At 50.8% G+C, this 13,603-nt stretch carries 14 protein-coding genes and 1 riboswitch; of the genes, 3 read left to right on the plus strand and 11 right to left on the minus strand.

Features of this window, described 5'->3' with window-relative positions:
- Positions 1–35 precede the first annotated feature (35 nt).
- The 8 genes from DXC57_RS09300 to DXC57_RS09335 form a co-directional block, all read right to left on the minus strand.
- Positions 36–620, minus strand: coding sequence for a biotin transporter BioY (locus DXC57_RS09300; RefSeq protein ID WP_118652502.1), 585 nt, complete (start codon positions 618–620; stop codon positions 36–38).
- A 127-nt stretch (positions 621–747) separates the two neighbouring features.
- Positions 748–1,311 (minus strand): folate family ECF transporter S component, encoded by a 564-nt coding sequence (locus DXC57_RS09305; protein ID WP_118652268.1) that lies wholly within the window; start codon positions 1,309–1,311, stop codon positions 748–750.
- Positions 1,312–1,374: 63 nt separating this feature from the next.
- Positions 1,375–1,479, minus strand: a riboswitch (THF riboswitch).
- 88 nt (positions 1,480–1,567) lie between these two features.
- On the minus strand, positions 1,568–2,002 hold the full coding sequence (locus DXC57_RS09310) for an acyl-CoA thioesterase (protein ID WP_107000491.1): 435 nt from the start codon (positions 2,000–2,002) through the stop codon (positions 1,568–1,570).
- Positions 2,003–2,130: 128 nt separating this feature from the next.
- Positions 2,131–2,406, minus strand: a complete 276-nt coding sequence (locus DXC57_RS09315; protein WP_022359351.1) for an HPr family phosphocarrier protein — start codon at positions 2,404–2,406, stop codon at positions 2,131–2,133.
- Between the two features lie 73 nt (positions 2,407–2,479).
- Positions 2,480–4,957 (minus strand): homocysteine S-methyltransferase family protein, encoded by a 2,478-nt coding sequence (locus tag DXC57_RS09320; RefSeq protein ID WP_118652271.1) that lies wholly within the window; start codon positions 4,955–4,957, stop codon positions 2,480–2,482.
- Between the two features lie 32 nt (positions 4,958–4,989).
- Positions 4,990–5,643, minus strand: a complete 654-nt coding sequence (locus tag DXC57_RS09325) for a vitamin B12 dependent-methionine synthase activation domain-containing protein (RefSeq protein WP_118652274.1) — start codon at positions 5,641–5,643, stop codon at positions 4,990–4,992.
- Positions 5,643–6,503 (minus strand): methylenetetrahydrofolate reductase [NAD(P)H], encoded by an 861-nt coding sequence (gene metF / locus DXC57_RS09330; protein ID WP_022359348.1) that lies wholly within the window; start codon positions 6,501–6,503, stop codon positions 5,643–5,645. The genes DXC57_RS09325 and metF overlap by 1 nt, the downstream gene beginning before the upstream one ends.
- Before the next feature lie 166 nt (positions 6,504–6,669).
- Positions 6,670–7,143: a hypothetical protein gene (locus DXC57_RS09335; RefSeq protein ID WP_118652277.1), complete on the minus strand. Its 474-nt coding sequence runs from the start codon at positions 7,141–7,143 to the stop codon at positions 6,670–6,672.
- A 428-nt stretch (positions 7,144–7,571) separates the two neighbouring features.
- Here DXC57_RS09335 and DXC57_RS09340 point away from each other — a divergent pair, with 428 nt between their 5' ends.
- On the plus strand, positions 7,572–8,594 hold the full coding sequence (locus DXC57_RS09340; protein ID WP_022359346.1) for a PTS sugar transporter subunit IIC: 1,023 nt from the start codon (positions 7,572–7,574) through the stop codon (positions 8,592–8,594).
- Positions 8,595–8,699: 105 nt separating this feature from the next.
- Here DXC57_RS09340 and DXC57_RS09345 read toward each other — a convergent pair whose 3' ends face one another.
- The 3 genes from DXC57_RS09345 to DXC57_RS09355 all read right to left on the minus strand — a co-directional run bounded on the left by DXC57_RS09345 (position 8,700) and on the right by DXC57_RS09355 (position 11,917).
- Positions 8,700–9,554: a RelA/SpoT domain-containing protein gene (locus DXC57_RS09345; RefSeq protein WP_207722879.1), complete on the minus strand. Its 855-nt coding sequence runs from the start codon at positions 9,552–9,554 to the stop codon at positions 8,700–8,702.
- A gap of 10 nt (positions 9,555–9,564) precedes the next feature.
- Positions 9,565–11,070: a UDP-glucose--hexose-1-phosphate uridylyltransferase gene (gene galT, locus DXC57_RS09350; RefSeq protein WP_118652280.1), complete on the minus strand. Its 1,506-nt coding sequence runs from the start codon at positions 11,068–11,070 to the stop codon at positions 9,565–9,567.
- A 313-nt stretch (positions 11,071–11,383) separates the two neighbouring features.
- On the minus strand, positions 11,384–11,917 hold the full coding sequence (locus DXC57_RS09355; protein ID WP_118652283.1) for a Gx transporter family protein: 534 nt from the start codon (positions 11,915–11,917) through the stop codon (positions 11,384–11,386).
- 286 nt (positions 11,918–12,203) lie between these two features.
- Here DXC57_RS09355 and DXC57_RS09360 point away from each other — a divergent pair, with 286 nt between their 5' ends.
- On the plus strand, positions 12,204–13,229 hold the full coding sequence (locus DXC57_RS09360; protein WP_118652286.1) for an FAD:protein FMN transferase: 1,026 nt from the start codon (positions 12,204–12,206) through the stop codon (positions 13,227–13,229).
- Positions 13,210–13,554, plus strand: coding sequence for a NusG domain II-containing protein (locus DXC57_RS09365; RefSeq protein WP_182457270.1), 345 nt, complete (start codon positions 13,210–13,212; stop codon positions 13,552–13,554). The genes DXC57_RS09360 and DXC57_RS09365 overlap by 20 nt, the downstream gene beginning before the upstream one ends.
- Positions 13,555–13,603 lie beyond the last annotated feature (49 nt).

Consider the following 13,603-nt stretch of genomic DNA (forward strand, 5'->3'; position numbering starts at 1 on the left):
ACTGTCTGTCTTTTTTATATCCTATTCATTTTTCTCTACAGATACGCCTGTACCATCGGGCGCAGCCGTCTTGCCATGATCGCCGCCAGAATGCAGAGAATATAATCCGCCGGCATCTCCGGCAGGCAGTAAACCAGCACAATCGCTTTCCAGCCGATCGGCTGCAGGGTTACGAGATGGGTAATCAGATAGAAATAAACCATTCCCATTCCATAATATACCACATATCCAGCCGTCGCCGCCGTCATCAGCGCTCCCATTTTCCAGGAATTCAAACATTCACAGACCTTTCCCATGACCCACGCCGCAAGGAAAAATCCCACCAGAAAACCAAAGGTCGGGCGCAGCAGATACGCCGGACCGCCGCCGCGTGCAAAGATCGGGACGCCCGCAAGTCCAATCAGCAAATAGACACCCACACTGGTAAATGCCCGTCTGGAGCCCAGCAGAAATGCTGCCAGCATCACAAAAAACCACTGCAAGGTGAAGTTCATGGTATCTGCGCCGGTCGGAATGACAACCTTGATAAATGCCCCCACGGCAACCAGCGCCGCAAACAGACCGCAAAGCGCCACATCCTTCGAATGTTCCCGGCTCCGCGAAACTGCTTTTTCTCTCATCTGTTTTCCTCCATCATGCATGATGCATTTTTTCATAAACGGTTCCTTTCATGGCATGCAGCCACCGTGCCCGCAGACTTTCGCTGTCCATGTATGTTTCCTTTTGCTCAAAACGAATCCTCCAGAATCACTCCGACTGGAATTTACGGATCATCCGCACAAGCCCAAGACTCTCCATCCGTTTTGCAATCAGATAAAAGAGTGCTGCATCCACCGGCCACTTGATGAGATTCTTAAGCACACGCATCGGCAGAAGCACCATCATTGCTTTTCCAGACATCATGCTAAGCCAGAGTGTGTTCAAAAATATGTTGCAGATCAGCGCCACCACCAGATCCGCCCAGAGCGCCCGGCGGAAGGTAAGCGGTTTCCGATACAGAATTGTGCCATACAGCACGCCGCCCAGCATCGCATTCAGCGTAAATCCCGGGAAAAATGCCCCCGTCGGCTTTACGACATATTTGACCAGGTCCAAGACTCCGCCATAGACCGCTCCAGCCACCGGACCGAAGAGGTAGTAGACAAACTGGTTGACCACACCGCCGAATCCGATTTTCAAATACGGACCAGCCTCAATCGTGAAGTATCCCAGAACAACGGAGACAGCCATCAGCATGGCGGCAGTCGTGAGTGTTTTCACGTGTTTCAGTTCCTGAAAGGATGCCTGATAACATACTGCAAATTTTTTCATAAAAAAATACCTCCTTTTCTGCAGATCTCTCGAACCACATCAGGAGATAGATTGTATCAACGATGCAGCGGGATGCGGAATACTGACCGCGAAACCCCGGAGGGTCTCTTCGTCCGGCTGACAACTCCCTGTTCAACCGGCACTTAACGCCTGTATTCCTACTCTGCGTTTTTTTTTATCTTTTACATCATACCACAATTTTCCCGCTTTTCAAGCACTTTATAAGCGCATCTGTCATTTTCGAACCAGTCAGCATTTACTCTTCTTTTTGGCTCTGTTCGCTGTATTCCCTAAACGCACGATCCATCTCGATATAGTTGCGTTTCAGGGAAACCGGCTTTCCGTCGCGGGTCAGGAAACAATGGCGGCTCTCACCCACGCAGCGGATTGCGCCCGTTTCCTTGTCAAAAACCGTGTATTCCAGCGTCATGCGGATGCCGTTGTATTCCTTCATCTGAACCAGCACCTGCACCGTCTCGCCAAACCGCGCCATGCTCTTATAATCGCAGTGAACCGACAGCACCGGGCTTATGATCCCCTGTTTTTCCATGATGTCATATCCCATTCCCATCTGCTCCATCATGTCGATCCGCGCTTCCTCAAACCAGTGCAGGTAATTTGCATGGTGAATGATTCCCATCTGGTCGGTTTCATAATACTGCGCTTTGTGTTCGTAAATTTTCAGTTCCATAAAAACCCCTCTTTTCCATCTAAAAAGGGATACCTGCACAACTGCAATTTCTGCCGTTCTGCGATATCCCCCTCTGGTTCTGATATGTGTGTCACCGTCCGCACACTGTGCAGGCAATGGCTGATACCTTACTGTTCCAGTTCTTCTCCGAGTCCGCTCTCGATCGCCTCGGTAATCGTCTTCAGCGCTTCTTCCTCATCCGGTCCGTCGCAGGCAACCGTGATCTCGGTGCCGCACTTGATACCCGCTGCCATCACGTTCAGCACGCTCTTTGCCACAATATGTTTCTCCCCGCACTCAATCAGAGTCCGGCTCTTAAATTTCATCGCGGTCTGCGAAAGCACGCCAGCCGGCCGCAGGTGAAGTCCCGATGGATTAACCACTTTCACTTTCTTCGATACCATAGCTGTCCCTCCCTCGTCAATTCTTAGTTTTAATTACCCTAATTTTAGTCTAAGTAAGGCAGACTGTCAAGCGTTAGACCAGCACCTGCTGCGCGTAATTAACAGACGCCATCGCATCGCGGCAATACGCATCTGCTCCGATCATATCCGCGTATTCCTGGGTCAGAACCGCGCCGCCGACCATGACTTTCGCCCACGGTGCTTCCTTGCGGAGCTGCTTGATCGTCTCCTCCATGCTCGGCACGGTGGTCGTCATCAGGGCGGACAGACCGACCAGTCTTACATGGTTCTTGATCGTCTCTTCCACGATCGCCTCCGGAGCTACGTCCTTACCTAAATCCAGCACATCATAGCTGTAATTCTCCAATAATACTTTTACGATATTTTTTCCAATGTCATGAATATCGCCCTTGACGGTTGCCAGCACGATCTTGTCCTTCTTCTCTCCTGCTTCCCCGGAGGACTCCATCTGGTTTTTGATGACCTCAAACGCCGATTTTGCCGCCTCCGCACTCATCAGAAGCTGCGGCAGAAAGACGGTGCCTGCCTCAAACCCCTTTCCGACCTTATCGAGTGCCGGGATCATGCAGGAATTGATGACGGTCAGGGAATCCATGTTCTTTAAGAGTTCCCCGGCTGCCGATGCCGCCTGCTCTTTTAAACCTCTCTCCACACTGACCGTAAGCTGATGCTCCGGACCGGATGCCTGGCTGCCAGTATCCGCACTGCCGGAAGCTCCAGCTGCACCTGCCGCCGGGGCACCCGAACCTGCGCTGCCTGCTGCACCTGCGCCGGAAGCTCCGCCCGCACCTGCCTTTGGAATCGCCAGCCGCGCTGCCTGCTCAATATAATCGCCGCAGTGTTCATCCAGTGCTGCCAGAGCCCGGTAACTATAATAAGAACGCATCATTGCCGCCGAATTTGGATTGATGATCGCCGCGGTCAGACCGCTCTGCATCGCCATCGTAAAGAAATTGGAGTTGACAATCTCACGCTGCGGTAATCCGAAGGAAATATTGGAAACACCGAGAATCGTATTGCAGCCAAGTTCCTGGCGGACACGGCGCACCGTCTCCAGTGTCACCAGCGCGCCGGTCGGCTCGGAGCTGATCGTCATACAGAGCGCATCGATCACGATGTCTTTTTTCTGGATGCCATACTTTTCCGCCTCCGCACAGATTTTCCGCGCGATCGCCATACGTCCGTCCGCCGTCGCCGGAATGCCTTCCTCGTCGATCGTCAGCGCAACCACCGTGCCGCCGTAATGTTTTACCAGCGGAAATACAGCGTCCATGACCTCCTGTTTGCCATTGACAGAGTTAATCAGTGCCTTTCCATTGTAAATACGCAGCGCCTGTTCCATCGCCTCTGTGTCAGTCGTATCAATCTGCAGCGGAAGCTCGGTCACCGCCTGCAATTCCTGTACGACCTCGCGCATCATCGCCACTTCATCGATCTCCGGCAGTCCCACGTTGACGTCAAGCACCGCAGCGCCATTTTCCTGCTGGGTGATCGCCTCGCGCAGGATATATTCCAGGTTGTGATCGCGCAGCGCCTGTTTGAATTTTGATTTTCCGGTCGGATTGATGCGCTCGCCAATAATGACCGGATCGGTTCCCATCTCAACTACCGACGCGTAGGAAGTGATGAGAGTGTCATTTTTCGGCTCGATCGGCTTTCTCGTTCTGCCCTTACACATCTCTGCCAGCAGACGGATGTGCTCCGGGGTCGTACCACAGCAGCCCCCGACTGCCGAAACGCCCATCTCCAGCATTCCTTTCATTTCCTCGACAAATTCTGGTGGATCAATATCATATACGGTCTTTCCTCCCTCGCTTCGCGGAAGTCCCGCATTTGGATTGACAACCACCGGGATCGACGCATACCGAAGGAGTTCTTCCACAATCGGCTTCATCTGAACCGGACCTAATCCACAATTGATTCCGAGCGCATCCACGCCCAGACCTTCCAAAAGTGCCACAACGGACTTCGGTGTTCCGCCGGTTAAAAGTTTGCCTTTTCCATCGAAAATTGTGGTTGCAAAGATTGGAAGATCGGAATTTTCCTTTGCCGCCAGAACCGCTGCCTTGAGTTCATACGTGTCGCTCATCGTCTCGATCAGAATCAAATCCGCGCCGCCGCGCACGCCTGCCTTTACCACCTCGGTATAGATGGAGACCGCCTCCTCAAAGTCCAGATCGCCCATTGGCTTTAAAAGGCGTCCGGTCGGTCCCAGATCCAGCGCTACATAACCACGACCGCAGTGTTCTACCGCTGTCCGGGCATTTTTCATCGCCGCATCCACGATCTCATCCAGATTAAACTCGGCTGTCTCATTGTATTTCAGGCGGTTCGCGCCGAATGTATTCGATAAAATAATATTCGCACCCGCGTTCAGATAATCCTCATGGATCTTTACCAGGACCTCCGGATGCTTGATATTCCAGGTTTCCGGCAGTTCGCCCGGTTTCAGCCCGGCTCCCTGCAAAAGACTTCCCATTCCTCCGTCAAATATCAGTATTTTATCGTTCCAATCTTCCCGTATACCCATGTCAGCTTCCTCTCTGTTTTTTGTTTCTTAAATTATTTATCTCTCCGGTACAGGCAGTTTTTGTTTGAACAGACCTCACAGCCCTCTTTCACACAGCCCGCCGCTATCTTCGATACTCCGATGACCGCCGTCACCGACTTGGACGGCATCATTAAAAAACTTTCCGTCAATGTAATCCCCACCGTCTTTTCCGCTTCCAGTACCCGGCAGAAATCCGGCTGGCACGAAAGCGGCAGATCTCCATAACCTGGCGAAAAGCGGGGACGCAGATAGAGTCCTTCTTCTGCTGCCTCCGCTTTTAATTTGTCATTGATTTCATTGCAGTAACTCTCAATCCGTGCCGCCGCGCACGCCTGCAGGACAACCGCCCGGCTCATCGAAAGACGGCTGTATCGGCGCAGAAGCAGATCCACACCAGCACCCAGCGTCGCCGCAAAAAGGATGACCTCCTGGCAGTCCTTTAAATTGCGGCTGAGCGCCCGGCTTTTTACTTTAAAACACGTAAAATCAAGTTCTGAATCTGGCAGCAGCGTCAGCGGATATCGTCTGTAAAAGCTCCGGCAGTTGACGGATCGCTCTAATTCTTCCAGACAGTCCTCCACCAGAGCTTTCGTCTGCAGATCCGGCTCCTGCTGCCCTTTAATTCCTAAATACCGATATATTTCTCTCCGATTGACTTCCGCCATTACAGAATCTCCGACAGGTTGTTCTTAATCTGCGCCGCTACATCCGGTTTATTCATCGAATATACATGGATTCCATTTACATGGTTCGCAATCAGATCGATGATCTGCTCAGTTGCATAGGCGATACCTGCCTGCTTCATCGCTGCCGGGTTATCACCAAAACGATCTACGATCGCCTTGAAGCGTGCCGGAAGGTAGGTGCCGGACATGCTGCAGATGCGCTTGATCTGACTTATGTTTGTCACCGGCATGATGCCTGCGACAACCGGAACCGTGATTCCTTTTTCTCGGATACGGTACAGGTAATTATAAAGGATATTATTGTCAAAGAACATCTGGGTCGTCACAAAATCACAGCCCGCTTCCACTTTTTCTTTCAGATGCCCGATATCCACCGTCTTGTTGACCGATTCCACATGTCCCTCCGGATAGCAGGCTGCGCCGATGCACAGATCCGGGCAGGTCTCACGGATCTCGCGGATCAGCTGGGATGCATACTGATAATCTTTTTCTACCTTGCCGTCTTTCGGAATATCGCCGCGAAGTGCCAGGACATTCTCAATTCCGTGTGCCTGAATCTCGCGCAGGACACTGTGCACCTTCTCACGGGTCGAGGAGACGCAGGTCAGATGTGACAGCGCCGGCACCTGGCAGGTACTCTGGATATCCGATGCGATCTGGACCGTATACTGGCTTGTGCCGCCGCCTGCTCCGTAGGTCACGCTCATAAATGACGGATTTAACTTTGCAATCTCAAGCGCCGCTTTCTCAACGGAAGCGAAGTTGCTCTCCTCCTTCGGCGGGAACACTTCAAACGAAAGCGTCGGCTGTCCTTTGGCTAAAATATCCTTAATCTTCATCGTATTTATCTCCTGTTCTCATCATTTCGTCCGGTTCTGCCCCGGACCTCTATTGCCTATGTATTCTATATGATTTTTGCCCAGTATACCATATTTCCCCAATGAACGCCAGACTTCCGGCAGCTATCTTCTGGATTGATTTTCTATATCTTGCCATAGGTAAAATCTATAGAAACCAAATAAAATACATAAATATACGATACAGATAATTAATTCCATACAAAGCAAACAAAATCAGTAAAATCACCAGCACAAGGCTCATTTTCCCCTTCTTTTTCTGATTTTTCCCTTGCTGCACCGCGCTTCGTCTCTGCGTTGTCTGATACGACATACTGTTCTGGTTCTGTGTCCGGACGGATGCCTGTCTGCCTGCGCCTGCTGCTTTCTGCGTCTGGGAATATACCTTCGCCCGGTCCGCAAGCGTGCGGATGGCATCATCTGTGCCTGCCCTTGCACTCGTTTCCCACGAGGCAGATCCCGCATTGTGGTACTCACAGTCCGTCTCATGCGCCGGGTGACGCTCATTCAGATAATAAGTTGCATTGACATAGTTAGGATTCCGGATCCACTGTTTACAAAAAGAACAATAATGACCATACTTGATCGGATGGTCGCAAATCGGACAAATTCGTCTCTGCATGAAATACCTCCCCTCGGATCGAACATACTTTTTCGAAAACACCTCGTCAATTATTTTTTATTGTACCATAACTTTTTTACTTTTTTCTATATTTTCTCTTGTATTTTCTCCATTTCGTGTTAAAATACAAACGTCCATTACACCTGTCAAGACAGGTGTAAGCCATTTATCTCAGTCGAGAATACTCCCACCTCTTCAAGTGGTGAGTAATAGCAAATTTGTCTCAGTGGAAGCCTTGTCTCCGACTGAGATAAACGCTCCGCGAGGATGCGCAGTGATTCTGATAGGAATATGTCAGCTTCGCTGACCAGAATCACGCGCCAAGTCTCACGGACGTTCGACTTGAATTGACTGTCATGGATTTGACCGGAATGGCTGAAACGATTCATTCCGTTCACAATTATTTTACTCTGGGAGGTTCTATCAATATGGAACGTGTGAAAGCTTTTCTGAAACGGAAGCAGGTTGTCATCTCCGTTCAGACGTATCTCATCGATGCGCTGGGCGCGATGGCATTTGGTCTGTTTGCTTCTCTTCTGATCGGTACCATTTTCGGCACGCTGGGGGAAAAAACAGGCGTTGTAATTTTTACTACGATCGCAGGCTACGCCAAGAGCGCGACCGGTGCGGCGCTCGGCGTCTCGATTGCCTACGCCTTAAAGGCACCGACGCTCGTCCTTTTCTCCGCCGCTACCGTCGGCATCGCGGGCAATGAACTCGGCGGTCCGGTCGGCGCGCTCGTTGCCACCATCATCGCAGCCGAGCTTGGAAAAATCGTCTCCAAAGAGACACCAGTTGATATTCTCGTCACCCCGGGCGTCACCATCATCTCCGGTATCCTGGCCGCACAGTTTGTCGGTCCGGGCGTCTCTGCATTCATGACCGCTTTCGGAAATCTGGTGAAGACAGCGACCGTTATGCAGCCGCTTTTCATGGGTATTCTGGTTTCTGCCCTGATCGGCATCGCCCTGACGCTTCCGATCAGCAGTGCGGCAATCTGCATCATGTTAAGCCTCGACGGTCTGGCAGGCGGTGCCGCCACCGCAGGCTGCTGTGCGCAGATGGTCGGATTTGCCGTTTTAAGCTTCTGTGAAAATAAATGGGGTGGTCTTCTGGCACAGGGACTCGGAACCTCGATGCTCCAGATGGGAAATATCGTCCGGAATCCGAAAATCTGGATTCCACCGACACTCGCCTCGATGGTCACCGGTCCGCTCTCCACGATGGTCTTCCATCTGGAAAATATTCCAGCCGGTTCCGGCATGGGAACCTGCGGTCTCGTCGGACCGATCGGCATCTACACCGCCATGCAGGGAAGTGGAAATTCGATGATGTGGCCGGGCATCCTGCTCATCTGCTTCGTGCTTCCGGCTGTTTTGACCCTGTTCTTCGGCGCACTTTGCCGGAAAGCTGGATGGATCAAGGAAGGCGATTTGAAGCTGGATCTATAATTATAGCTCCATAAAACAGGCATTGAAATGCTCTTCATCCACCACTGTGTGGATAGCAAGCATTCCAATGCCTGTTTTTTGATCCAGTTATCTTTTCCCTATTCCTTATCGTTCTTCTTTTCCCAGCAGCTCCCGCATACTTGCGAGCAGCTTCGCCTCTTTGTCTTCCTTATATTCTCCGAGCAGGACCTCTTCAATCTCCTTCTCCACCTTCATCCGGCGGAAATACGAGCTCATTTCATCCGCCATGCCGGAGAGCCGGTTTAACAGGCGGGAGAAATCGCGCAGCATCACGTCGTCCTTGTGGTACGGATAAACAATGTCGTGGTCAACCTCACTCCATCCCTCCTCGAACAGCGTTCTCGCCTGAATCTCGACGTAGTAACCGCGGTATTTGATGATGTAGTGAAGGGAACGGTAGATACCGCCTGACTTGATTTCGATCACATTTTCATCGTAGATCCGGCTGTCCCCGTTTCGGCGGTATACCTTCGGACGCTCCGCAATGTAGCAGTGTGTCTCATCGTTGTCAAAATCGCGCTCACGGTCTTTTACATACTGATCCGGGGCATTTTCAAACGCCGATGTGATGTATTCATGGAAATGACGCCAATCCTCACGGTACAGGAAGAATACACGGATACCGATAAGGTCCGTCACGTATTTCCAGTAATTATCAACTCCCAGCTGGGCAAATTTCTCCGGCTGCTCTTTTTTCTTGCGGATGATCTTCTCCAGCAGATGCCCCGGTGCCTTGGTACGGTAACGGTAGGAATGGATCCCCGCTTTTTCAATATCATACAGATACTTATCTACAAAATCCTTGCCAATCTCCCGCAGCTTTCCCTCGATCGTCGCATAATGATCCGCGATCGCAGTCAATTCCTCCCAGGAAACGCCCGCCGCGTCAAAGTCTTCCTGTTCGATCCGATATTTTCTTAAAAATAAATCTCTCTCCATTATCTCCTCTTTATCGGAAGCCCACTGAGCGCAGGAACCGGGCAAATGCCTCCCTGCCTTCCGGCGTACACTTATATACACCCGCGTCTTCCAGTACCTGCTCAAAGACAAGACCTACCTCTTTTTGCAGGATTTCGTTTATATTTTCACTTGTTATATGCTCATACTTCGGCAGGAACTCATCCACCCAGTCCGCATGCTTTTCAAGCTCCGGATTGGAACGGATATCGCCTCCGGAAAGGATCGCCTCCGCCAGATCGGCAAGCTCCTGTTTCAATCTGGACGGGAGCACCGCCAGACCCATGACCTCGATCAGACCGATATTTTCTTTCTTGATGTGATGCAGCTTCGCGTGCGGATGGTAAACACCAAGCGGATACTCATCCGTCGTGATGTTATTGCGGAGCACCAGATCCAGCTCATAGAAATCGCCATTCTTTCTGGCAATCGGCGTGATCGTGTTGTGCGGTTCTCCGTCCGTCTCAGCATAAATAAAAGCATCCTCATCCGTATAGCTGCGCCATGCACGCAACACCTTTTCACCCAGATCAATCAGGAGGTCCGGATTCTTGGAACGGGTCCGCAGAACTGACATCGGCCATTTAACGATTCCGGCTTCCACATCCTCGAAGCCTTCCATCTCAAATTTCTGTTCAATCGGCGCTTTTGCCATCGCAAACGTGTAATGTCCGCCCTGGAAATGGTCGTGACTTAAAATCGAACCGCCGACGATCGGCAGATCCGCATTGGACCCCAGGAAATAGTGCGGGAACAATTTCACAAAATCAAACAATTTGACAAACGTTGCCCGTTCGATCTTCATCGGCGTGTGCACACCGTTAAACACAATGCAGTGCTCATTGTAATACACATACGGCGAATACTGGAAGCCCCACTGGCTGTCATTGATCGTGATCGGGATAATGCGGTGGTTATTGCGCGCCGGATGGTTGACACGTCCGGCATAGCCTTCATTTTCCTTGCATAAGAGGCATTTCGGATAACCGCTCTGCTTTGCCAGTTTGGCTGCCGCGATTGCCTTCGGATCTTTCTCCGGCTTGGATAAATTAACCGTGATGTCCAGCTCCCCGTATTTTGTATCCGTTTTCCATTTCATATCCTTGGAAACACGGTAACGGCGGATGTAATTGGAATCCTGGCTCAATTTGTAATAATAATTGGTTGCCGCCTCCGGCGATTCCTCATACAATTTCCAGAAATGTCCAATCACCTCGCTCGGGCGCGGCATCAGGCAGTTCATCAGCTTCGTGTCGAACAGATCGCGGTACACCACGCCGTCCTCCTTCAAAACGCCCGTCTCATGTGCATAATCAAGCAGGGCATCCAACGTCTCTTCCAGTGAAATCTCCCTGCATGCGTCCTGTGGTTCTTCATATTCATCCAGTCCCAGAACCTCGAGAATCTGATTCGTCGCGTAAATGCGATCCGACTCCTGAAGAAGCCCCGTATTGACTCCGTACTGTACTAAATTTCTGATTGCTTCATATACTGCCATACCCCATCCTCCTGACTGAAAAACAACCTTGCTGTTTCATTCTTATCCTTTTATCATTATAACTTTATCGTTACTGTTCACGCATACGTGCCCAGTAACGGAATTTGCCGTGGCTTCGCATTTAAATACGGCAAATTCCTGCTGCCACCACGTTTTCTTACGGCACTTTCGGTTCCAAAAGTGCCTACCTGTGAACAGTAACACTTTATCTGCCCATCTACCACTGCGCCACCTTATCTCATGGCATTTTCGGTTCCAAAAATGCCTGCATATAAACAGTCACTGTACATCCTCTTACTCTTGTGGCTTCCATTTACATAAATTTTGTCAAATCCAGACATTTTAAGCGGTTTACCAGGATTCCTCCGAGAAGCCCAATCAGCGCCCCCGCTGCCGTTCCGGCTGCCAGAAGCACCGGAAGATAGTAGAACAGACTCGCATTTTCCACCACCAGCGCCGCCACGATAAGCTGCCCGATGTTGTGTCCCGCACCACCCAGGATGCTGACACCGATCACGCCGAACCAGTCCAACCGGCGGAACACCACCATCAGAAGAAGGCTGACCGCAGCACCTGCCAGACTATACAGCATCATCGACAGGTTTCCAAACGTAAATCCTACCAACACGATACGCACCAATGCAATCGCCGCTGCCGCACCGGCTCCCAGCAGATACAGGCTCACGATCGACGCCAGATTCGCCAGTCCCAGCTTGACCCCCGGAACGCCCAGGTTGATCGGTATCAGGGTCTCGACATAGCTCAGCAGAAATGCCAGCGCTGTCATCATTCCATATAAAGCGATTTTTCCGGCTCTGGATGTGCCTGCTCGTCCTTTTTTCTGCATTTCTTCCTCCTCTGTATACCTCTATAATATATTAGTAAAAATTTTTAGTTTTGTAAAGCGCGTAACGGTTCACAGATAGGAATTTTCTGAACTGAAAATTCCGTACGATACAGTTCTGGCGTTACTGTTCACGCATACGTGCCCAGTAACGTTCTGGCTGCCGATGCGTTTAGTTTCTGGGCCGTAATCTTGACTTTCCTATCAACCTTTGTTAGAGTAGTTGCAGACATTTTTGCAAACATAGTTTCAAACCGAATTTTCGATATTTTTAAGAATGGAGCTCTTTATGAAAAAAAAGGATTTATCCGCGCTTCTGACACTTCTTGCCGTCGTATTTTTTGGCTGCGGCGCGGCGCTTCTTTTCAGCAAATCCCGCCGGGAGCCGATCAGCCGTTCCGCGTTTCTGCTGAATACATTTGTCAACATCACACTCTATGATTCGCAGGATGAAGCGATCCTTGACCACTGTGTGGACATGTGCCAGGAGTACGAAAACCGTTTCAGCAAGACGATCGAGGGCAGCGAGCTTTACAAGTTAAACCACCGCAGCGCCGACGAGACGACTTTTACCGTCTCCGACGATATGGCGGCGATGATTTCTGAAGGACTGCATTACAGTGAGGTTTCCCATGGTGCCTACGACCTGACGATCGAACCGCTCAGTTCTCTCTGGAATTTTACCAGCGACGAGCACGTGATCCCGGCGGAGGATGACATAACAGCGGCGGCAGAACGCGTCAACTGGAAAAATGTGAAACTTGACGGAAATACTTTAACCTTCCTCTCCCCGGACACGACGATTGACCTCGGCTCCATCGCCAAGGGCTACATTGCCGACCGCATGAAAGACTATCTGACCGAATCCGGCGTCGAAAGCGCCATCATCAACCTGGGCGGCAACGTACTCTGTGTCGGTGAGCGCACAAACCACCAGCCGTTCCGCATCGGGCTGCAGAAACCGTTTGCCGACTATGCAACGGTCTTTGCCGATCTGAATATTGATGACATGTCCGTTGTCTCCTCCGGCGTCTATGAGCGCCATTTTGAGAAAAACGGTGTCAATTACCATCACCTGTTAAACCCGAAAACAGGCTATCCGTACCAGAACGGACTGGTTGCCGTGACGATCGTCTCCCCGCGTTCAGTGGACGGCGATGTACTCAGCACGACCTGTTTCTCGATGGGACTGGATAAGGGTCTGGAACTCATCAATTCGATGGATGGCATTTATGCTTATTTTATCACGGATGATTATGAACTGATTTACTCGGATGGAGCGGAGGCATTTATTGATGAAATCAAAGAAAAATAGAAATGATTTTGTTTTGATTCTGGTTCTTCTTGCCGTCATACTCATCGGTTTTCTGATTGTGCGCTTGCAGCGCCAGAAGGATGCTTTTACCGTCGATGTCAGTGTCGATGGAACAACCGTCGCCACCTACCGGCTGGATGAGGAGATAGACACCTGGATCGACGGGTATCAGGGGGGACAAAATCATCTGGTGATTCAAGATGGATGTGCCCGGATCGAAGAGGCAGACTGCCCGGACAAACTCTGTGTGAAGCAGGGAACCGTTTCAGAGAGTGGGGAATCGCTGGTTTGCCTGCCGAATAGGGTGGTTGTGGCGGTTAAATAGATATGGTTTGCCAACACGGACGGAAACGCCCAGCGGGTACGCATAATTG

This window comes from Clostridium sp. TF06-15AC (genome assembly GCF_003481165.1).
GTDB lineage: Bacteria > Bacillota > Clostridia > Lachnospirales > Lachnospiraceae > Otoolea > Otoolea fessa.